Origin of the sequence: Nocardia harenae NBRC 108248, from assembly GCF_001612885.1 — a bacterium.
GTDB classification, from domain to species: Bacteria; Actinomycetota; Actinomycetes; order Mycobacteriales; family Mycobacteriaceae; genus Nocardia; species Nocardia harenae.
Map to the genome: position 1 here is coordinate 116,512 of NZ_BDBH01000007.1, position 21,552 is coordinate 138,063.

Below are 21,552 nucleotides of genomic sequence, written 5' to 3' on the forward strand. Positions count from 1 at the left end.
CGGCATCGACCCCGGGGCGGTTCACTGACCGGCACATACCGCGACTGCGCCTACCTCACAGCTATGTCGTCGCCGGTCGACGACGGGATCGTTGCTGGGATTCGACCGGGTCGTCGACCGTGGCGGCCGCGGGAGCGACACGCTGGACGGCCACATACGAGGAGCTCAGTGCTGGTGTCTGCGACAGCGGGTCGACCTGCGAGCCGTCGACCACGAGGTTGCGGTTGACCCCGAAGTATTGGGGTTCCGAGCCGCCTCGTGGGTCGAAGACCCCCGAGCCCCAGCCGTGGTCGACTATCACCACTCCCCGCCGAGGCCGGTCGGAGATCGTCGCGGGCAACTCGATCTCGCCGACCGGCGAGTAGACCCGGACCAGGTCACCCTCGTCGATGCCGAGCGCCGCGGCGTCCTGCGGGTGGAGAAGCGCCGTATTCCGCTTCCCGGACGGGTGCAGGCCCTCGAGGTCGTTGAGCATCGAGTTCATCGAGTGCCGGTGGCGCTGATTGCCGAGCTGGAACGGATAGCCGGCGGGCGCCTGCGGATGTGGCTCCGCGAGGAGTTCTCGGGCGCGGTCGACGAACTCCGGTGGCGCGGCGTGGACCTTCTTGTCCTCGGTCTTGAGAGCATCCTTGAAGTGGCCGAATTCGCGCTCTCCGAAGACCAGCCCGTGCGGGTGGGCGAGGATGTCCCGCCATTTCACCTTTCGGCCCGTCGCCACCAGCAGGCGGTTGATCCACTGTGGATGAAACGCGAGTTCGCGTCGACGCGTCACCCTGGCAAGCGCCCGGGTGGCACGAATGAAGCCGTTCACGCCCTTCACCCCGAACAGCGGTTTCCGCATGGCGATCGAGAGGTCGGCGAAGATCTCCCATTCCTCCCGCACCCCCGGCGGCGGGTCGACCGCGCGATGGCCGTACTGGACGAACGGCTGGTCCTGCAGGCCACTGGAGACGGCGTGCAGGTCGTTGCGCTCCAGCCAGTGAGCGGCAGGCAGCAGCCAGTGGGCGTGGCGGTGGCTCTCGCGCTGCACCAGGTCGATGACGACCAGCAGGTCGAGGGTCTGCAGAGCGGCGTCGAGCCTCGTGCCGTCGGCTCCCGAGACCACCGGATTGCCGCCGTTGATCACCATGGCGCGGATTTTTCCCGGACCAGGTGTGGTGATCTCGTCCGGCAATTCGTCGAGCCCGTGGTGGCCGGCCGTCATCTCCCGGCCCTGCAGGCGACTCCGGTGCGTCATGGGCTTGGCCATGGTGTCCCAGAGCTTCAGCGCGTCGACGTACCCCGGCTCGAACCGCCTGCCACCCGGACGGTCCATCCGGCCCGTGATCACGTTGAGCACATGCCCGAGCCACTCGGCGACGGTTCCCGCGAGATGCAGGGAGACCCCTGTCCGCGTGATGACCATCGCGCCCCGTGCCAGGGCGAACTCCCGGGCGATCTGCTCGATGCGCTCGCGCGGAACATCACAACGCGCCGCAAGATCATCGAGGTCGGCGTCCCCGACGAGGGCGCGCAGCGCGGGCACTCCGGTGGCGAGGTCGCGGCAGTCCTGCTCGTGTTCGAGGCCCTCGTCGAAGACGACTTTGACCATCGCCAGCAGCAGTGCCCAATCCTGACCCGGGCGGACAGCGATGTGCACGTCGGCCTTGTCGGCACTCTCCGTGCGCACCGGATCGACGACGACGATCTTGGCGCCGAGTCGCTGGCGCGCCAGCGCGCGCTTCCAGCCGCCCGGCACGTTCTCGACCCAGTTCCAGGCGCTGACCGCGGGATTGGCGCCGACCAGTATGAAGTAGTCGGAGTTGTCGACATCGGAGATGGGCGTCATGAGCATCGAGCCGTACATGGCCGTCGCGACCACGTGCATGGCGTTCTGGTCCACCGAACCGACGTAGTAGCGGTTGTGGGTGCCGATGCTGTCGAGGAAGCCGTTCATGAACATCACGTTCGATGAGGAGTTGCCTGCCGGGTTGCCCCAGTAGCTGGCCAGCGCGTCCGGCCCGTCGGCGTCGATGATCGCGGTCAATCGCGTGGCGATGTCGCTGATGGCCTCCTCCCAGGTGGCCTCCTGGTATCCCCCGGCCACCCGCTTCATCGGGTTCAGGATGCGGCGGGGGTGCTCGACGAGCCGTCCCGCGGTTCGTCCCTTGGCACAGAAGTCCGACCAGGAGTGCGGGTTCTGCTTGTCCGCGGAGATCTTCAGCACCCGGTTCTCGGCGACCGTGACGTTGAGACCGCAACCTGCGAGGCAGATGCGGCAGACGGTGTGCACGGTCCTGGCGTCGCTCGGTGTGACGTTGTCGGGCCGGGGTTGTGCAGGGGCGATCCCGTTGGTGTCAGACGGCGACATCTCTATCTTCTCCTGGTAACTGTGCCCGTAGGCGGGCGGTGGTGTGCCCGGTGGTCGTTCGCGGCGCCGCGGTAAACCCTGGGCTTCCGCGTGGAGTGACGCCTCAAAGCTCGGGACACCCGGATCGCCGAATTTGTTGATCGTGGTGTGACAGTCACGAGAGAAGCCCCTGGGGCCGCGCCCGGGCTCGTGCAGACCGCTGCAGGAGTCGTCATTTATCTAGAGTATCTAGATTCATTGATCCAGACATCGAAAATCTCGGCGGCATTGTGATCAGTTCGCCCTCCGGTTCCGGGCGGTTCCAGCCGTCATCGGCATGGCACCAGCAACGTGAGGGTTAGCCGGACGGGCCTGGCCGGGCTTTCGTTTGCCCAGGCAACCGTTCGGGTACCAGGGACTGCAGTGACTGATGTGCCCAGTGGGGCAGAGGTGATCCGGTTTCTCGGCCCCGACCGGCTGCCGGGCAACCTCAACGATGCCGGGTGGAAGTGGTGACCATGCAGCCGGACGATCACGTCCCCACCGTCCCAACCGTCACCAGCCTGCTCCTCGAGCTCTCCGGAGTCCTGGTCCAATGGCGCGCCGACGGCAAGATGCTCGTCGCTCCCCAGGACGAGGTACCCGCGTTGCTGCACCGGCCACCGGAACTCTCGCCCTGGCACGACCCCGTACATCTACCACGCCGGCCACGACCTGTGGATTCCCTTCGACGGTGCCCAGCGGTTGTACGCGGCACAGTGCGCCCGCGGTGTCCCGGCCGTGTTCCGCAGCGAGCCGGGCGAGCACATCAGCGGCCTCGGCATCGGCTTCGATGCGCCGGCGAAGTGTCCGGTCCCGCAGCTCGGGTGGGGTGTAGGCGACGTCGACCGGACCGAGGTCGGTGCCCGGCGGCACGATTTCGTCGATGCGGTCCAAGAGGTCGTCACCGAGGCGGGTCTCGCTGCCCGCGAGGAGATCATCGAGCTGGTCGAGGGTGCCTGGGCCGACGATCGCCTATCGGCGTCGAGCGCTCGGTGGATGATCCGGGTGCACTCGTCGTGGTCCGGGTTGCCGAGGCGGCCGAGCTTCACGGTGCCGAGGGTGTACGGGCTGACCCGGATGCCGGTGCGACCGAGCGGGCGTGTGTGCACGGAGTGCTCCTGCTGTGCCGGCCTCGATGGCCGGATTCGCTGATGGCACAGCGCATCCGGGAGTGCGGCCGCACTCCCGGATGCGCTCCGGGTCAGGCCGGGGCGTGCGCGGCGGCGACGTCGAGAATCCAGGTGACGCCGAAGCGGTCGCGCAGCATGCCGAACCCGGGCGCCCACGGCGCCGGGCCGAACTTCTCGATGACGTCGGCCTCGACCGCGAGGCGTTCCCAGAGCGCGGCGACCTCCTCGACGGTGTCGCCGCGCGCGGAGAGGAAGAACGGCTCCGCGGTGTGGGTGGCGCCGTTCTCCCGGCTGGTGGTCGGCGCGCCCTCGGCGACCGGGGCATCGGCGCCGGGCACGTCGTAGGCCATGACGCGGAAGCCGTTGTCGGAGACGATCTGGCCGAACACCACCTTGGTGGCGTCGGGCAGGTCGGCGGGCATGCCGAAGTCGCCGTAGGTGGCGATGGTGGGCTGTCCGCCGAAGACCGACGCGTAGAACTCGAGGGCGGCGCGGGCCTGGCCGTGGAAGTTCAGGTGGGCGACTGCGTGTACCGACATGGTTCGTGTCCCTTCGGAGGTGAGGTCGCCGGCTGTCGCGGCGACGAGGTCCACTGTGACAGGGGTACCGGACAGGGATCGTCCGCTTTTTGTGGCAGTCTGTGCCCTATGCCCACCGCGTCTTCGACGGTGACCTCGCGTCGCCTGCTCTCCCTGCTGTCCCTGCTGCAGGCTCGCCGGGACTGGCCGGGCACGCTGCTGGCCCAGCGGCTGGCGGTCAGCGAGCGAACGGTGCGCCGCGATGTCGATCGGCTGCGCGAACTCGGCTACCCCGTCCGCGCGGTCAAGGGCCCCGATGGCGGGTATCGGCTGGAGGCGGGCAGCGCACTGCCCCCGCTGCTGTTCGACGACGAGCAGGCGGTGGCACTGGCGGTGGCGCTGCGGCTGGCGGTCGGCACCGGGGCCGGGATCGAAGAGGCCGCCGTCCGCGCGCTGGCCACGCTGCGCCAGCTGTTGCCGTCCCGGCTGCGGCAGCGCGTCGACGCGCTCGAGGTGACCGCGGTCGGGCCGGCGGTCTCACCACAGGCCGACACCGCTGTCCTGCTCGCGCTGAGCGCAGCTGTCCGGAACGCCGAGGAGGTGCGGTTCGACTACGGCGACGGGGAACCGGGCCAGGGGCGACGGGTGCGGCCACACCACCTGGTGGCCAGGGGCGGACGCTGGTATCTGATCGGCTGGGATCCCGAGCGGCAGGACTGGCGGGTCCATCGCGCGGACCGGATGGCGCTGCGGGTGCCGAATGGGCCGCGCTTCACCCCGCGGGAGGTGCCCGGCGGAGATGTCGGAGAGTTCCTGGCCGCCCGGTTCAAAGGCTCCGACGGCGTGAACGCCTGGCCGTGCCAGGGCGAGGTGGTCCTGGCGCTGCCCATCGGGCGGGTGGCCCCGTTCGCCGGTGACGGGATCGTCGAGGAGCTCGACCGGGGTCGCACCCGACTGCGGATCGGCGCATGGTCCTGGGCCGCGCTCGCCGCGTCCCTCGCCCGGTTCGACACCGAGATCGAGGTGATCGGCCCGCAGCCCCTGCGCGACGCCTTCGCCGCGCTGTCCCGGCGGGCGGCCCGCGCCGCGGGCCCGGGCGCGTAGGCGACGATCACACGATTCGATGTCGCCGTGGAGGTACGCCGACCAGATCGGCTGCCTCCCTCCCTCGAGCCGGAATCACGACCGCGGCCGGATCGGCGGCATCGTCGCCGCGAGCTCCGACAGCTGCCGCCGGAGCCAGCGATGGCCGGGATCGCGGTCGGTCCGGGTGGTCCACACCATCGTCTCGGTGAGGAAGTTCCACTCGTCGATCGGCAGTTCCAGAAGTTTGATGTTCACCACCTCGGCCAGCGCCATGGCCAGCCGCTCCTGCGGCACGAGAATCAGCCTGGTCCCCTTCAGCAGGAATGCGGCTATTCCGGCGTCGGTCGTCACCTCGACGTTTCGTGGTACTCCGAGAAATCGAGGCGATCTTCGATGAAGGAGCGACTGCGCCCGGCCCACGTTGCGCACCGATGGCGTCCCAAGCGCTCACGCGACTCCACACCCCTGCGCGCGATACGCACCACGATCCCGCGCCGCCGCACCCTCCGACGCAGCTCGGGCTGGTCGTAGGCCTTGTCCGCATACAACCTCCCCGGCCGACGCCGACGCGGACCCCGCCGCGACCGCAACGCCGGGATCGCCATCACCAACGGCTTCAACGCCTGCGAATCGTGCACGTTCGCACCCGTCACGGCCACCGCCAACACGATCCCGCCGCCATCGGTCAACACGTGCATCTTCGACCCCGGCGTGCCCCGATCCGTCGGGTTCGGACCGGTCAGATCGCCCCCTTCTCGCCCGCGCGGTCGCTCCGTCGGCCACCGCTCGCGACCAGTCGATCAACCCCTGCGCGCCCAACTCGTCCAGCACCGCCCGATGCAAATCGCCACCATACCCCCGCCCGCGTCCACGCCATGAAACGACGATGCGCGGTCGGGACCGTCACCCCGGACGACGGCGGCAGCATCCGCCACGCACACCCACTGGTCAGCACGAACACCACCGCCGTGAACACCGCCCGCTGATCCACCGGCGACACCCCACCGCCCTGCGGGCGAGCCGCGAACTCCGGCAACCCCGCCTCGACCAACCCCCACAACTCGTCCGGCACCAACCGCAACTACAACGCATCCACAACCAGAAATCATGCAACACAACCGAACCCGCCGCGCAACGGGCCAGCTCACACGCATGTGAGACGCCGTCTTATGAGCGCATGCGCGCGCCGAGCAGTCGCGCGCACCAGCGCGCCCGGCGCCAGCAGCGAGATTCGGCCCCTGCAGCGCACTGGGCGAGCTGACGCGGATGGAAGAATCCGCTGAACTATGGAACCGATCGGAGTGCTTCGACGTCCAATCAGATGAAGAAACGAAGATTTCATCAACTGGGGGTAGGCGAATGACGAAGTACGCGGGGAACATCGGAGTGGTCGCGGCTGGCGTGCTGGCGGTCTTGATGAGCACGTGTGTGGCACTGCCCGCCGCTTACGCGGCGCCCGGGCCTGGCAACGCGGCCTGCCAAGTGGAAGCCGCGAAGGCCATGAATCCGCACAATTCCAAGGGCACGCCGACCGACATCGTCGGAAAGGGCAGTATCAAATGCACGGCGGCCATCGACTCGCTGTACATCGATGTCGAACTCCAGCGTAAGGAGGGTGGGAGCTGGAAGCGGGTCGCGGGCGGCCACAACGAGGTCACCAATCCCGCCGCGGGGGCCAAAGTCGTTGCCCAAGGCGCCACCACCTGCGCGGACGGAGAGTACCGAACGGCTGCTCGTGGGGGCGGCGTGTACGGGGGAGTACCCTCGCAATCCTCGGCGTGGCGGTACTCGGACACGGTGGTGAATCCGTGCAATAAATAGTGCCGAGGCGGGCAGAATTGCGAGTGGGCTGGGAGGCCGGGGTGAGTGGGACGGAATGGGAGCTATTCTGCTCGGAGGTGTTCGCTATCGCCGAGCGTTACGCCATCCAGACGTTTTCAAATACCGGCACCCTGGTGCTCTCCAGCGGATCTGCGTCCACGGAAGCCGAAGTGCGCGGAGTCAATCCGCATATCACACTGGTGGATATGGGCGACGCTGCGGTGCGCATCGAAACGGGCTGGTGTATCCGAGCCATTGCCGACTACGAAATCCAATTCGAGGACGAGTTGTCCCAGGCGGCCTCGGCGGTCGAGGCGATCATTCTCGGGGGCGCCGAAGAGTACGTGATCACCGATGATGACGACCGGTGGGTAGCGTTCGGGTGGAGTCTTCGGGGCGAGGATTCCCTGATGTCGCAACCCCCACATATCACCTCAGGACGAAAGGCGGTTCGTCGACTCCTGCCGTGGCGGTCGACGTGACCATTGATCGATTCAGACTGAGTTGGCGTTAGGTGGATCATCGAGCAGGTCCGGCTGAGCAGGGTGGATGGACATCGGCTCGGTGTTCGGCACGAACACGCAGTCGGTGGTAGTTCGTGAGCCAGGCGAAGGTGCGTTCGACCGGCCTGCGGTGGACGCCGAGACCGGATCCGTGGCCGGTGCCGCGGCGGGCAATGGGCGAGATTATGCTGCGGGCGCGGACGGGGCGCGGGTACTCGTCGTGGCTGTAGCCGTGCGGTCGGCGTCGTGAGCAGGGCCACGGCGCTGTAGGGCCGGTCGCCGGGGTTGCGGGGAGGGGGTTGTGGGCCGGAGGCTGCGGCGCGCGTCTGTGGTGTGAGCCGTCGAGCCGGTCGCCCGCGGTGCGCTCCGGGTGTCGGAATTCACCGAAGCATCAAGCGCACCACTGCCACCGCCGGTATCCACGCGGTGTTCTGGAGAAGCCCCGTCCCGGAAGCCAGATCCCGGGTCTCCCAGTTCATCTGCGGCGACAGGCGACGGGTCGAGCACCCGCGCACCGCGGGTGCGTGTGCGGGACGGGACCGGGCGCATCGATCTGTGATAGCGGCGGGCTCGGCTCGGGCTTGCCGATCTCTGCAGCACCTGCTCACCTACCTCACCGCCCGCGCGAGGTGGCTGGCCGGGAGCGCCGACCTCGTCGTGGAAACCACCGACCTGGCACCCCCGCGCTGGCGCACGCCGCATCGCCGAGGCGGTCCGGAACTCGACAACCCGCGACCCCCGAGACCTCGATGATCGACGCTGACCAGCCCTGCCCCGGCAACCCCCACCCCTCCGAATCGCGAAGTCCAACTTCGACGCACTGCTCGGGCAGCGCCTGCCCACAGCGTGTTCGCTGGACAAGTTCGCGATGTTCACCGCCCGATGCCAACGCTTCGACCGAAAGCTGATCGAATGATCATCTGGAATCGACCGGGCCGTGACAGGCCCGGAGCGCCACCACGTCGCACGAGGGAAAAAGCAACGGCGGCCTTGGGGCGCAAGAAGGGGGAGAAAACCATGGGGCACACACGAATCCTGCGACAAGACCGGGGAGGCGATGCCCGCACAGGCACGCCGAGGGACCACAAACCGGAGCAGCACATTCTGCGCCGCGGGCCCAGTGCGTCCCGTCTCGTTCGTTTGGCGGCGATCAGCATCCTCGCCGTCACGATGGCCGGATGCGAGCAGACGATCCCGGGGACGCCGACCGCGTTCGGCGGGGCGGCGGTGACGACGACGGCACCGGTGCCGGGCGGGGTCGGGAAGAGCACCGAGATCGTGGCCCGACCGGAGCAGGCGGCGTTGATGGAGCGGCTGCGCCGGGTCGATCCGTGCTCGATCCTGGACGCCGATATCGCGGTCGAGATGGGGCTCGGGCCGCGGACCGCGCTGAACGAGGCGGGAATCCAGGAGTGCAAGCTGGTCTCCGGTACCGGTGAGCAGGGCGAGCAGGCGTATCTGTTCAACCTCACCCTGGCCCATGTCTATGACGACGCCGAGCGCGGCAGGAACTACGCCGAGCAGGTCGCCGGTCGGCAGGTGTATCGGGCGGCGATGTCGGGGCTGCCCGGGACACCGGCCACCCCGACCGCGCCGTCGCCAGCGGGTTCCTCGCCGACCGGGGACCGGGGCGACACCTGCTACTACGAGATCCCGATCGCCCGGTCCGGCTACACCAGCCAGCTGCGATTGCGCCGCATCACCCCGAAGGGCTCCACCGCGGCCGAGGAATGGCCGCAGCGCTGTGATGTCCTGCGCGACTACCTGTCCCGCATCATCGACAGGCTCGAGCGTCTCGATCCCGGCCCGGCGCCGGTGCCCGAGCCGCGGTTGTACGGCAAGGACCCATGCGCGGCCAGCGACGCGGTGCTCGCACGGTACCCGGGCTTCGCGCTGACCCGCACCGACCGCTACACCCCGTACGCGTGCGTGCTGACCTTGCACCACCCCTCGCCCGATGTCCCCTACGACATGCGGGTGGACATCAACTTCAGCCGCAACATCGACCAGCAGCTCGGCCAGCGCCGTCAGCCGATCCGGATCGGCGGGCTGACCGGGCAGATCGAGGAGACCAGCAGCTCGGTCATGCCCAAGGATTACGTTCCCGGTGAGAGCTGCCATGTCGTTCTGGCCCTCCGTCCCAGCAGCCCGGGCGAAGAAGACGGGCACCAGATCAGCTACTCGACCATGTGGCTCCCGAAGCCGAACGTGGGCATGTACGGCTACCCGCCGGTGCCCGCCCACGCCTGCGACGCCCTGCCCGACCTCGGTGAAGCCATCGTCGGAGCAGCACGCCGATGAATTACCCGACCCCGACCCGCCGCTGGGCCGCAGCCCGGCTGGTTTTGGCCACGGTCGCGCTCGCGCTGCTCACCGGCTGCGCCGCGGTGCCGGGCACCGCGCTACCCGAGCCACCCGGTGACGGCACGATGAACTACCGCCGCGACCTCGCCCCGGCCCAGCAGGCCCAGATGGCCACCGCCGACCGGATCCGCACCCTGGACCCGTGCGGGTTCATCAACGACGCCGCGCTCGCCACCTTCGGCAAGCTGGAATCCATCGGGCAGGGCCAGTCTTTCGAGACCTGCGAGCTGCGCTACGTGCGGGGCTCGGCGCCAGCGGGGATCACCTCGGTGGAGGTCGAGCTCGGGCTGCACGACATCGAGACCCCGCCACGGATGGTGGGAGGGCTGCCGGTGCGGTTCCGGCAGGCCGACGGATGCATGGTGACCGTGCCCTATACTCCCGAAGCCTTCGTGTACTGGTTCCACGGCACCGCCGGAATCGACGCCTGCCCGGCGGCGGAGGTGTTCGTGCGGGCCGCCCTGCCGACGCTGCAGACCGTGCCGTTGCGCTCGGTCTCGCCCCGGGTGCGCAACACGCGCCTGGCCGAGCTCGACCCGTGCGCCGCGCTGTCGATCCTGGCCCCGCAGGCACCGAAACTGCGCATCGACAGCGAGAAGCTGCGGCCGTTCCGGTGCCGGTTCCTGCTCGATGCCGACAACGACAAGACCGCCTTCAACATGACCTCGACCCAGAAGCCGCTCGAGCTCATCGACGGCGCCCGCCGATTCGAACCGCAGTCGGTACTCGAGGTCGAGGGCACACCATGGATTCTCGATATGAACGTCCCCCCGGCCAGCCGCACCTACTGCAAGGCCGACCTCTACCTCGACACCGCCCAGCCTGAGCTGCGCCAGGTCGGCTGGTCCCGAACCGAGCACTGGACCGACACCGTCGAGATGTCGACCCTCTCGGGCTGCGAATCGCTACGTCGCGCGGCCACAGCCCTCGCGCAGATGTATCGCCGGTAGATCCGCCGACGGTGGGCTTGCTGAAGGGCACGGTGGTCACCGACACCGGCACCAGCGCGGCACTGCCATGGGATGGTTCATCGACGCGGCAGCACGTCGGCGTAGGCGGCGGGGGCGAGGGTTCGTTCGAGGGGCGCGAGGGTGAGTAGCTGTTGGATGGTGCGCTGGCTGGTGAGGTGGTCATCGACGGCCGTGCGGGGGGCGCCGAGTTCGGCGAGGTGTACGCCGTCGCTCCAGAGGCTGCTCGTGTCGTCGGCGGGCGGGGTGGGGTTGGTGATGGACCAGCCGAGCGCGGCGGCGGCGTAGTGGAAGGGCTCCCACAGGTCGATGTAGCCGGCCCCGCAGGCGGCGGCGGTGGTGCGGGCGCGGTCGTTGTAGCGGGCGAGCTCGACGTTGGCGGCGGCGGCGGCGATGCCGGGTTTCCAGCCGAAGGGCGGCTCGCCGATGACGATGACGGTCCGCGGCCATGGTGAGCAGTTCCAGGGCGGTGCGCAGGTTGTCGGTGTAGGTGTCGATGTCGACGGCTTCGGCGGTGCGGCCATGGTGGCCGCGCCAGACGTCGTTGATGCCGCAGCCGAGAAAAGCCAGGTCCCAGCCCTGCTCGGTGGCGGCGCGGATGTTGGCGAGCACGTCGCGGGAGGTGGCGCCGCCTTCCCGGTGGTTGTCGGACTTGTCCACCACGCGCCCGGCCACGTCGAGCGTGCACAGGCCGTAGACGGTGTCGGGATCGGCCGTTCTCACCTGCGGTGCCGAGGCGGGTCCGTGCAGCAACTCCTGCAACGGTGACGTCGGCGGGACGATCGGCGTGATCATCAGCCCTCACCCCCGTGGGCGGGGGTGCCGAGGGCGCGCGGGGCGGGCCGGATTTAGCAGATCCGACAGGAATCGATGCAGTTCAGGGTGGGAACCACCGGTCAGGCTCCGTGTGTTCAAGAGCGCTCGAGCACACGGCCCCGCTGGGTAGCAGGATTGCCATCAATCGGTGCGCGAGAGGGGACTTGAACCCCTACGTCCGAAGACACCAGAACCTAAATCTGGCGCGTCTGCCAATTCCGCCACTCGCGCGTGCTGGTACGGCCGTCCAAACTCTACCGGCCGGAGGTCGCTCTGCGAAGCACCGCGCGGAGTGTCTCTACTCACGGGTAACCCGACCTGGGATTATAACGATGCGGTAACGGTCAATGTGAGGGGCACTCATGTTTCCGGTGGGTGTCCATGCACCTCACCAGCGGGATCGAACGTGAGGGAGGTTCATGTTCCGAGGCATTCTGGTACGACAGTACGAGAAAACTCGGGAGTAGGCGCCGCGCCGGGAGAGGAACGTGAGGTTTTCCTCATGATTCTCTGGCATCCTCGCCATTACCAGGCCCTGGACAGGGGAGACCCCTGCGCACCGGAGCGGAGCGTCCCCCCGGGCTACGTCGCGAGAGTAGGAAGTCGAGCGTCTTGACGATCAACGAGAACACTGAGACCGGGACCGGATCGCGCCGCACGGCGGGACGGTCCCCCGAGGTGGAGGCGTCCCGGTCGCCCTTGCTGGATCGTCTGCTGAACGGCACCGCTTATGCGCTGGCGTTCGGCGGGCAGGGCGCCAAATGGCTTGGCGAGCTGGAGGAGATCGGACGGGACAGCGCGCTGGAGCCGGAGCTCACCGCCCTGGTGAACGAGGCCGCCGCGCTGCTGGAGCCGGTCGCGAGCCAGCTGCTCGTGGTGCGGCCGGTCGGCTTCGACCCGATCGGCTGGATCCTGGAGAACGAACTCGCCGATGCCGAGGACGCCGAGAGCTCGGCCGCGCCGTCGGAGCGCGTGCTGCGCTCCGCCGCGGTCTCGATGCCCGGCGTGCTGCTCACCCAGCTGGCCGCGCTGCGCGCGCTCAAGCTGCAGGGGCTCGATGTCGCCGCGCACCCGCCGGTCCGGATGATCGGGCACTCGCAGGGTGTGCTCGCGGCCGCGGCGCTGCGCGACGGCGGCCGCCGGGATGCCGAGCTGCTCGCGTTCGGGCAGATGATCGGCGCCGCGGCGAGCCTGGTCGGGCGGCGGCGCGGGCTGATGCCGGTCGGCGAGCAGTCGCCGATGGTGGCGGTCTCCAATGTCGATCCTGAGCAGCTGCGTGCGGTCGTCGCCGAGGTCTCCGCGGGTGTTGCTCCCGAGGTCGCTGCGGTGGTCTCGATCCGCAACGGGCGGCGGCGCGCGGTGCTCTCCGGCACGCCGGCGCAGATCGCGCGGGTTCGCCAGCGCTGCACCGAGATCCACGACGAGCAGAGCGCCGAGCGGGATGCCAAGGCGCGCGGCGGCTCGGTCTTCGCGCCGGTCTTCGAGGACCTCGCGGTCGACGTCGCCTTCCACCACCCGGCGCTGGGCGACACGGTCGACCTGGTCGCGGGCTGGGCGCGGCAGTGCGGGCTCGACGCCGAGCTGGCCGGGGAGCTGGCCAAGGAGATCCTGGTCGACCCGATCGACTGGGTCGGCTCGGTGGACGAGGTGGTCGCGGCGGGCGCCGAGTGGATCCTCGACCTCGGCCCCGGCGATCTGCTCACCCGGCTCACCGCGGGCTCGCTCAAGGGCACCGGTGTCGGCGTGGTCGCCGCCGCCACCCGCGAGGGGCAGCGCAGCCTGCTGACCCCGGGCGCGGCGCCCGAGGTGTCCGCGCCGTGGTCGGCGTTCGCGCCGAAGCCGGTGCGGCTGCCGAACGGCCGGATCGTGGTCGAGACCGCCTTCACCCGGCTCACCGGGCGCTCCCCGATCCTGCTGGCGGGCATGACGCCGACCACGGTGGACGCCAAGATCGTCGCCGCGGCGGCCAATGCCGGCCACTGGGCCGAGCTGGCGGGCGGCGGCCAGGTGACCGAGCAGATCTTCGCCGACCGCGTCGCGGAGCTGCAGACGCTGCTGCAGCCGGGCCGCGCGGTGCAGTTCAACTCGCTCTTCCTCGACCCCTACCTGTGGAAGCTGCAGCTGGGCGGGAAGCGGCTGGTGCAGAAGGCCCGCGCGGCGGGCGCGCCGATCGACGGCGTCATCGTCACCGCCGGCATCCCCGAGCTGGAGGAAGCCGTCGCGCTGATCGAGGAGCTCACCGAGGCCGGGATCCACCACGTCGCCTTCAAGCCGGGCACCGTGGCGCAGATCCGCGCGGTGCTGCGGATCGCCGACCAGGTCCCCGGCTACCCGGTGATCGTGCACATCGAGGGCGGCCGGGCCGGCGGGCACCACTCCTGGGAAGACCTGGACGACCTGCTGCTCACCACCTACTCCGAGCTGCGTACCAGGGACAATGTCGTGGTCTGCGTGGGTGGCGGCATCGGCACGCCGGAGCGCGCCACCGAGTACCTCACCGGCCGCTGGTCCGAGGGGTACGGCTACCCGGCCATGCCGCTGGACGGCGTGCTGGTCGGCACCGCCGCCATGGCCACGCTGGAGGCGACCACCGCCCCCGAGGTCAAGCAGCTGCTGGTCGACACCCCCGGCACCCCCGACTGGGTGGGCGCGGGCACCGCGATCAATGGAATGGCCTCCGGCCGTTCGCAGCTCGGCGCCGACATCCACGAGATCGACAACGCCGCCTCGCGCACCGGCCGCCTGCTGGACGAGGTCGCCGGTGACGCCGACGCCGTGGCCGCGCGCCGGGACGAGATCATCGCCGCGCTGAACGCCACCGCCAAGCCGTACTTCGGCGATGTCGCCACCATGACCTACCTGGACTGGCTGGAGCGCTACGTCGAGCTGGCGGTCGGGCTGGACCGGCGCCGCGACTTCGACTGCGGCTCCGACCTGGGCGACGCCATCCGCGAGGCCACCCGCTCGCGGTGGCTCGACATCACCTGGCGGGATCGCTTCGCCGAGATGATCCGGCGCGCCGAGGCGCGGCTGCACCCGGCCGACCGCGGCGAGATCCCCACGCTCTTCGGCTCGGACCAGGACTTCGAGGACCCGGTCGGCGCCATCTGCACGCTGAGGGAGCGCTACCCGGCCGCCGCGGAGACGCTGCTGCACCCGGCCGACGTGCCGTTCTTCGTCTCGCTCTGCAAGATCCCCGGCAAGCCGGTGAACTTCGTGCCCGTCGTCGACGGCGACGTGCGTCGCTGGTGGCGCTCGGACTCGCTGTGGCAGGCGCACGACCCGCGCTACTCGGCCGACCAGGTCTGCATCATCCCCGGCACCGTCGCGGTCGCCGGGATCACCCGGGTCGACGAGCCGGTCGGCGAGCTGCTCGACCGCTTCGAGCAGGACACCGCGTACTCGCTGGTCCGCGCGGGCGTGGTGCCTGCCGCGGTGGACGCGCGCCGGGTCGCCGGGGTCACCGCGGGCCCGATCGACGCGGTGCTGGCCGCACCGGACGTGCGCTGGTCCGGCCGCACCACCGTGAACCCGGTGCACCGCCTCGGCGACCTGGATTCCTGGGTGGTCGACGGCAAGGGCGCCGTGCACCCGCCCACCGGGGCCACCCTGGCCGAGACCACCGGCCCGGACACCGAGCACAGCTACGTCGAGCTGACCGTGCCGCTGCTCGGCCGGGACGCCGTGACCATCCGGATCACGGTTCCGGTCACCGTCTACAACGGCGGCGCCCCCGTCATCACCGAGGCCGATGCCGAGACCGCCATGAGCGCGCTGCTCGCGGTGGCCGCCGGGCAGTCGCTGCCCGAGGTCAGGGGCTCGGTCGCGCACGTCAACGTGGCCTGGACGCCGGATCTCGGCGCCGACCACGCCGGGGTCACCGGCGGCGGGCTGCCGGAGTCGCTGAGCACGCTCGGCCGGGTCGTGCCGGACGTGCTGGTCGGCGCCTGCTGGCCCGCGGTCTTCGCGGTGCTCGGCGCGGCCCGCACCGCCGATGGCGGCAGCGTCATCGAGGGCATGCTCGACCTGGTGCACCTCGACCACCAGGTGCACCTGGTCTCCGACCTGCCGGACGCCACCAGCGTGCTCACCGTGCGCGCCGAGGCGGGCGAGACCGTCGACACCGACCTGGGCCGCGTGGTCGAGGTGAAGGTGCGGATCACCGGCATGCTGGACAAGCCGGAGACCGGGCTCTCCATGCCCACCCTGGCCACCCTCACCGAGCGCTTCGCCATCCGCGGCCGCACCGGCGCGGGCGAACTCACCGATCCGCCGCGGGCAGGCGGCTCGGTCTCCGAGGACGCGCGCGAGACCGCGCGGCGCAGGCGCCGGGACGTCACCGTGCGCGCGCCGCGGGCCATGCACGCCTTCGCCGCCGTCTCCGGCGACCACAACCCCATCCACACGAGCTCCTCGGCCGCCAAACTGGCCGGGCTCGGCAGCCCGATCGTGCACGGCATGTGGCTCTCCGCCGCGGCCCAGCACGTGGTGGCCGCGCTCGACCCGGCGAGCGGGCTCCCCGCGCGCAGACTGACCGCCTGGACCACCCGGTTCCTCGGCATGGTCCGCCCCGGCGCGGAGATCGACGTCCGGGTGGAGCGGGTCGCGATCGACGCGGGCGACGAGATCGTGGAGGTCTCCTGCCGCGCCGACGGCGACCTGGTGATGGCCGCGACCGGCCGCACCGCCGCGCCGAAGACCGTCTACGCCCTGCCGGGCCAGGGCATCCAGCGCAAGGGCATGGGCCTGGAGGCGCGCACCCGCTCCAAGGCCGCCAAGGAGATCTGGGAGCGCGCCGACAAGCACACCCGCAAGGCGCTCGGCTTCTCCATCCTCGCGGTGGTGCGGGACAACCCGACCTACCTCAAGGCCCGCGGCGTCGAGCACCGGCACCCGGACGGCGTGCTGCACCTGACCCAGTTCACCCAGGTCGCCATGGCCGTGGTCGGCGTGGTGCAGGTGGCCGAGCTGCGCGAGGCGGGCGCCTTCGTGGAGGGCGCCGTGCTGGCCGGGCACTCGGTCGGCGAGTACAACGCGCTCTGCGCGGTCGCCGGGGTGCTGCCGCTGGAGGCCACGCTCGAGGTGGTGTTCCAGCGCGGTTCCGCCATGCACCAGCTGGTTCCCCGCGATGCGCAGGGCCGCAGCGACTACCGGATGGCCGCCATCCGCCCCTCGCAGATCGACCTGCCGGACGAGGAGGTCATCGGCTTCGTCGCCGGGATCGCCGAGCGGACCGGCGAATTCCTCGAGGTGGTCAATCTCAACCTGCGCGGCTCGCAGTACGCCATCGCGGGCACGCTGGCCGGGCTGGAGGCGCTGGAGGCCGAGATCGACCGGCGCCGCGAGCTGACCGGCGGCAAGCGGGCGTTCATCCTGGTGCCCGGCATCGACGTGCCGTTCCACTCGACGGTGCTGCGCAAGGGCGTGCCGGAGTTCCGGCAGAAGCTGGAGCAGCTGCTCCCGGCCGACCTGCACCCGGAGATCCTGGTCGGGCGGTACATCCCGAACCTGGTGCCGCGGCCGTTCTCGCTGGAGCGCTCGTTCGTCCAGGAGATCGCCGACCTGGTGCCCTCCGAGCCGCTGGCCGAGGTGCTCAGCGATTTCGACGGCTGGGCCGCGCGCCCGGTCGAGCTGTGCCGCGTGGTGCTGGTGGAGCTGCTGGCCTGGCAGTTCGCCAGCCCGGTGCGCTGGATCGAGACCCAGGACGTGCTCTTCACCGACGCCGCGCACGGCGGGCTCGGGGTCGAGCGGTTCGTGGAGATCGGGCTGGCCGCCACCCCGACGGTGGCGAACCTGGCGAGCCAGACGCTCAAGCTCCCGGCCTTCACCGACACCGCGGTCGAGGTGCTGAACATCGAGCGCGAGGCCGGCGTGGTCTTCGGCACCGACACCGATCCGGCCCCGGCCGACGAGCCGGTGGAGGAGACCACCGCCGCCGCCGAGACGCCCGCCGCCGCGGCCGCTCCGGCTCCGGCCGCCGCCCCGGCGGCAGCCACCGGCGGCCCCCGCCCGGACGACATCGCCTTCACCGCCGCCGACGCCACCAAGGTGCTCATCGCGCTCTGGACCAAGCTGCGGCTGGACCAGATCGGCCCGGTGGACACCATCGAGGGGCTCTGCGACGGCGTCTCCTCGCGCCGCAACCAGCTCCTGGTCGACCTCGGCTCCGAGCTCTCGCTCGGCGCCATCGACGGTGCCGCCGACGCCGACATGGGCGCGCTCTCGGCCACGGTCGAGCGGCTGGCGCGCACCTACAAGCCGTTCGGCACGGTGCTCTCCGACGCCATCAACGACCACCTGCGCAAGGTCTTCGGCCCGTCCGGCAAGCGCCCGGCCGCGGTCGCCGACCGGGTGGCCAAGGTCTGGGAGCTGGGCGACGGCTGGGCCAGCCACGTCACCGCCGAGCTCTCGCTCGGCACCCGCGAGGGCGTCAGCGTGCGCGGCGGCGACCTGGGCGGGCTGGTCGCAGGCGCGCTCGGCGACGGCTCCTCGGTGGATGCCGCGATCGACGCCGCCGTGCAGGCGGTCGCCGCCAGGCGCGGCATCGCGGTCTCGCTGCCAAGCGCGGGCGGCGGGGGCGGCGCGACCGTCGACGCTGCCGCGCTCGGCGAGTTCACCGAGCAGATCACCGGCCGGGACGGCGTGCTCGCCAGCGCCGCCCGGGTGGTGCTGGAGCAGCTCGGCCTGGCCGAGCAGGTGAGCGCGGCCGTCGCCACCCCGGACACCCTGGTCGACCTGGTCGCTGCCGAGCTCGGCTCGGACTGGCCGCGGCTGGTGGCCCCGGCCTTCGACAGCCGCAAGGCGGTGCTGCTCGACGATCGCTGGGCCAGCGCCCGCGAGGATCTGGCCCGGCTCTGGCTCGGCGCCGACGCCGATGCCGCCGAGCTGCCGGTGAACGGCTACCTCGGGGCGGGCGAAGCGGTTGCCGCCCAGGCGAACTGGTGGCGGGAGAAGGCCAGGCACGAGGCCCGCTCGGTGCTCGCGGGCGCCTACGAGCGGATCGCCGCCGCGGCGCTGACCGCCGAGGAGCCGGGCGAGTGGTCGTCCGACGTCGCGGTGATCACCGGGGCCAGCAAGGGCTCGATCGCGGCCGCCGTCACCGGCAGGCTGCTCGCCGGCGGCGCGACCGTGGTGGTCACCACCTCGCGGCTGGACGACACCAGGCTCGGCTTCTACAAGCAGCTCTACCGGGAGCACGCGCGCAGCGGCGCCGCGCTCTGGGTGGTGCCCGCGAATATGGCCTCCTACACCGATATCGACGCGGTGATCGACTGGGTCGGCAGCGAGCAGGTCGACTCGGCCGGCGGCGCCAAGGTGAAGATCAAGGACGCCATGACCCCGACCCTGCTGCTTCCCTTCGCGGCGCCGCGGGTGGCAGGCGACCTCGCCGACGCGGGCTCCCGCGCGGAGATGGAGATGCGGGTGCTGCTCTGGTCGGTGGAGCGGCTGATCGGCGGCCTCTCCGCGCTCAACGCCGACCACGACGTGGACGCCAAGCTGCACGTGGTGCTGCCGGGCTCGCCGAACCGCGGCCTCTTCGGCGGCGACGGCGCGTACGGCGAGTCCAAGGCCGCGCTGGACGCGGTCGTGGGCCGCTGGCGGGCGGAGAAGTCCTGGTCGCAGCGGGTCACCCTGGTGCACGCGCTGATCGGCTGGGTGCGCGGCACCGGGCTCATGGGGCAGAACGACCCCATGGTCTCGGCGGTCGAGCAGGCCGGGGTGCAGACCTGGTCCACCACCGAGATGGCCGACGAGCTGCTGAAGTGGTGCACCTCGCAGGCGCGGGCGATCACCGTCACCGCGCCGCAGCAGATCGACCTCACCGGCGGCCTGGCCGGCGCCGAGCTCGACCTGCCCGCGCTGGCCAAGCAGGCGGCCGAGGAGGCCGCGGCGGCCGAGGAGCCGCTCGACACCGCCCCGACCGTCGCCGCGCTGCCCGCCCCGCCCACCCGCAGCTCCGCGCTGCCGGTGCCGGAGTGGAGCGCGGTCAGCACCGACCTCGCCGACATGGTGGTCATCGTCGGCGCCGGTGAGCTCGGCCCGTACGGCTCGGCGCGCACCCGCTTCGAGATGGAGGTCTCCGACGAGCTCTCCGCCGCGGGCGTGCTGGAGCTGGCCTGGACCACCGGGCTGGTCGCCTGGGAGAACGACCCCAAGCCGGGCTGGTACGACGTGGCCTCCGGCGACTTCGTCCCGGAGCACGAGGTGGCCGAGCGCTACCACGATGCCGTGGTCGAGCGCTGCGGCGTCCGCCGCTACGCCGACGACGCGGCCATGGTCGACAACAGCGCGCCGCTGATGACCTCGGTCTTCCTGGACAAGGATCTGACCTTCACGGTCGGCTCCGAGGTCGAGGCCCGCGCCTTCGAGGCCGCGGCGCCGGAGCACACCGTTGTGGTCCCGACGGGCGACGGCGGCGACTGGCAGGTGACCCGCAAGGCGGGCACCGAGATCCGGGTGCCGCGCAAGGCGCGGCTCTCCCGCACCGTCGGCGGGCAGATCCCCACCGGCTGGGATCCGACCGTCTGGGGCATCTCGGCGGACATGGCGTCCTCGATCGACCGGGTCGCGCTGTGGAACATCGCCTGCACCGTCGACGCCTTCGTCAGCTCCGGGTTCGACCCGGCCGAGCTGATGAGCTGGGTGCACCCGAGCCTGGTGGCGAACACGCAGGGCACCGGCATGGGCGGCATGTCCTCCATGCGCTCGCTCTACGTCGACAACCTGCTCGGCGAGCCGCGGCCGAACGACATCCTGCAGGAGGCGCTGCCGAACGTCGCGCTGGCGCACGTGGTGCAGTCGTACGTGGGCAGTTACGGCGCCATGGTGCACCCGGTGGCGGCCTGCGCCACCGCGGCGGTCTCGGTCGAGGAGGGCGTCGACAAGATCAAGCTCGGCAAGGCCGAGGTGGTCGTGGCAGGCGGCTTCGACGATCTGGGCATCGAGGGCATCGTCGGCTTCGGCGACATGTCCGCGACCGCCGACTCCGCGGTGATGGCGGGCAAGGGCATCGCCGACCGGTACTTCTCCCGGGCCAACGACCGCCGCCGCGGCGGGTTCGTGGAGTCGCAGGGCGGCGGCACCGTGCTGCTGGCCCGCGGCGACGTCGCGCTGGAGATGGGGCTGCCGATCCTCGGCGTCGTCGCCTACGCGCAGTCCTTCGCGGACGGCGTGCACACCTCGATCCCGGCGCCCGGGCTCGGCGCGCTCGGCGCGGGCCGGGGCGGGCGCGAGTCCAAGCTCGCCGCCGAGCTGCGCGGGCTCGGCGTCACCCCGGACGAGGTCGCGGTGGTCTCCAAGCACGACACCTCGACCGCGGCCAACGACCCGAACGAGTCCGAGCTGCACGAGCGGCTCGCCGCGGCGATCGGCCGCTCCGCGGGCGCCCCGCTCTTCGTGGTCTCGCAGAAGTCGCTGACCGGGCATGCCAAGGGCGGCGCCGCCGCCTTCCAGCTGATCGGGCTCTGCCAGGTGCTCGAGCAGGGCGTCGTGCCGCCGAACCGCAGCCTGGACTGCGTCGACGACAAGATGCGCGAGTACCCGCACCTGGTGTGGGTGCGCGAGGCGCTGCGGTTCGGCGAGCGGTTCCCGCTCAAGGCCGGGCTGGTCACCTCGCTCGGCTTCGGGCACGTCTCCGGGCTGCTCGCGGTGGTGCACCCGCAGGCGTTCGTGGCGGCGCTCCCGGCCGAGCGCAGGGACGACTACCTGCACCGGGCCGAGCAGCGCAGGCTGAACGGCAGGCAGCGCTTCGCCGAGGCGATGTGCGGCGGCTCCGACCTCTACGAGCGGCCCGCCGACCGGCGGCTCGGCGCGGACGGCACCCCGGCATCGCGAATCCGTCAGCTCGAGGCCGACATGCTGCTCTCCGGGGCCGCCCGTCTCGGTGCCGACGGTACCTACCGTGCCGACGGCAGGGGTTGCGAGACAGGCCGGTTCGCCCCGGCCTCCGAGACCGAGGGGTCATAGGCTCCGGTT

At 70.9% G+C, this 21,552-nt stretch carries 11 protein-coding genes, 1 tRNA gene and 2 pseudogenes; 7 read left to right on the forward strand and 7 right to left on the reverse strand.

Annotated elements, in window-relative coordinates:
- Window positions 1–61: 61 nt before the first annotated feature.
- Window positions 62–2,350 carry a molybdopterin-containing oxidoreductase family protein gene (locus NH2_RS16170; protein WP_084505594.1) on the reverse strand — a complete coding sequence of 763 codons (2,289 nt, stop codon included), beginning with the start codon at window positions 2,348–2,350 and terminating at the stop codon, window positions 62–64.
- 759 nt (window positions 2,351–3,109) lie between these two features.
- Between NH2_RS16170 and NH2_RS28830 the strand changes: the two genes are divergently transcribed.
- Window positions 3,110–3,523 carry a hypothetical protein gene (locus NH2_RS28830; RefSeq protein WP_157103811.1) on the forward strand — a complete coding sequence of 138 codons (414 nt, stop codon included), beginning with the start codon at window positions 3,110–3,112 and terminating at the stop codon, window positions 3,521–3,523.
- A gap of 49 nt (window positions 3,524–3,572) precedes the next feature.
- Here NH2_RS28830 and NH2_RS16180 read toward each other — a convergent pair whose 3' ends face one another.
- Window positions 3,573–4,040: a VOC family protein gene (locus tag NH2_RS16180; protein ID WP_067654390.1), complete on the reverse strand. Its 468-nt coding sequence runs from the start codon at window positions 4,038–4,040 to the stop codon at window positions 3,573–3,575.
- A 108-nt stretch (window positions 4,041–4,148) separates the two neighbouring features.
- Between NH2_RS16180 and NH2_RS16185 the strand changes: the two genes are divergently transcribed.
- Window positions 4,149–5,123, forward strand: coding sequence for a helix-turn-helix transcriptional regulator (locus NH2_RS16185; protein ID WP_067654392.1), 975 nt, complete (start codon window positions 4,149–4,151; stop codon window positions 5,121–5,123).
- Between the two features lie 75 nt (window positions 5,124–5,198).
- On the opposite strand, the gene NH2_RS16190 is transcribed toward NH2_RS16185, so the two are convergent.
- Together NH2_RS16190 and NH2_RS29850 are read right to left on the reverse strand one after the other, a co-directional pair.
- Entirely contained in the window at window positions 5,199–5,456 is a 258-nt protein-coding gene (locus NH2_RS16190) for a type 2 periplasmic-binding domain-containing protein (RefSeq protein ID WP_067654394.1), read from the reverse strand.
- Window positions 5,453–6,177 (reverse strand): annotated as a pseudogene (locus NH2_RS29850) (IS5 family transposase). The gene NH2_RS16190 and the pseudogene NH2_RS29850 overlap by 4 nt, the downstream one beginning before the upstream one ends.
- A gap of 287 nt (window positions 6,178–6,464) precedes the next feature.
- Between NH2_RS29850 and NH2_RS28835 the strand changes: the two are divergent.
- On the forward strand, window positions 6,465–6,926 hold the full coding sequence (locus NH2_RS28835; protein WP_157103812.1) for a hypothetical protein: 462 nt from the start codon (window positions 6,465–6,467) through the stop codon (window positions 6,924–6,926).
- A gap of 77 nt (window positions 6,927–7,003) precedes the next feature.
- Entirely contained in the window at window positions 7,004–7,408 is a 405-nt protein-coding gene (locus NH2_RS16200; RefSeq protein ID WP_157103813.1) for a hypothetical protein, read from the forward strand.
- Between the two features lie 37 nt (window positions 7,409–7,445).
- Here NH2_RS16200 and NH2_RS30395 read toward each other — a convergent pair.
- Window positions 7,446–7,676: pseudogene (locus NH2_RS30395) on the reverse strand (hypothetical protein); the annotation flags it as partial.
- A gap of 743 nt (window positions 7,677–8,419) precedes the next feature.
- Here NH2_RS30395 and NH2_RS16205 point away from each other — a divergent pair.
- Together NH2_RS16205 and NH2_RS16210 are read left to right on the forward strand one after the other, a co-directional pair.
- Window positions 8,420–9,730: a hypothetical protein gene (locus tag NH2_RS16205; RefSeq protein WP_157103815.1), complete on the forward strand. Its 1,311-nt coding sequence runs from the start codon at window positions 8,420–8,422 to the stop codon at window positions 9,728–9,730.
- On the forward strand, window positions 9,727–10,743 hold the full coding sequence (locus tag NH2_RS16210; RefSeq protein WP_067654402.1) for a DUF3558 domain-containing protein: 1,017 nt from the start codon (window positions 9,727–9,729) through the stop codon (window positions 10,741–10,743). The genes NH2_RS16205 and NH2_RS16210 overlap by 4 nt, the downstream gene beginning before the upstream one ends.
- Window positions 10,744–10,820: 77 nt before the next feature.
- Here the strand turns inward: NH2_RS16210 and NH2_RS16215 are convergent, their stop codons facing one another.
- Together NH2_RS16215 and NH2_RS16220 are read right to left on the reverse strand one after the other, a co-directional pair.
- Window positions 10,821–11,285, reverse strand: coding sequence for an SGNH/GDSL hydrolase family protein (locus tag NH2_RS16215; protein WP_067654404.1), 465 nt, complete (start codon window positions 11,283–11,285; stop codon window positions 10,821–10,823).
- Between the two features lie 441 nt (window positions 11,286–11,726).
- A tRNA-Leu gene (locus NH2_RS16220) sits at window positions 11,727–11,808 on the reverse strand.
- 381 nt (window positions 11,809–12,189) lie between these two features.
- On the opposite strand from NH2_RS16220, the gene NH2_RS16225 reads away from it, so the two are divergent.
- Window positions 12,190–21,543 carry a type I polyketide synthase gene (locus NH2_RS16225; protein WP_067654406.1) on the forward strand — a complete coding sequence of 3,118 codons (9,354 nt, stop codon included), beginning with the start codon at window positions 12,190–12,192 and terminating at the stop codon, window positions 21,541–21,543.
- Window positions 21,544–21,552: the final 9 nt, after the last annotated feature.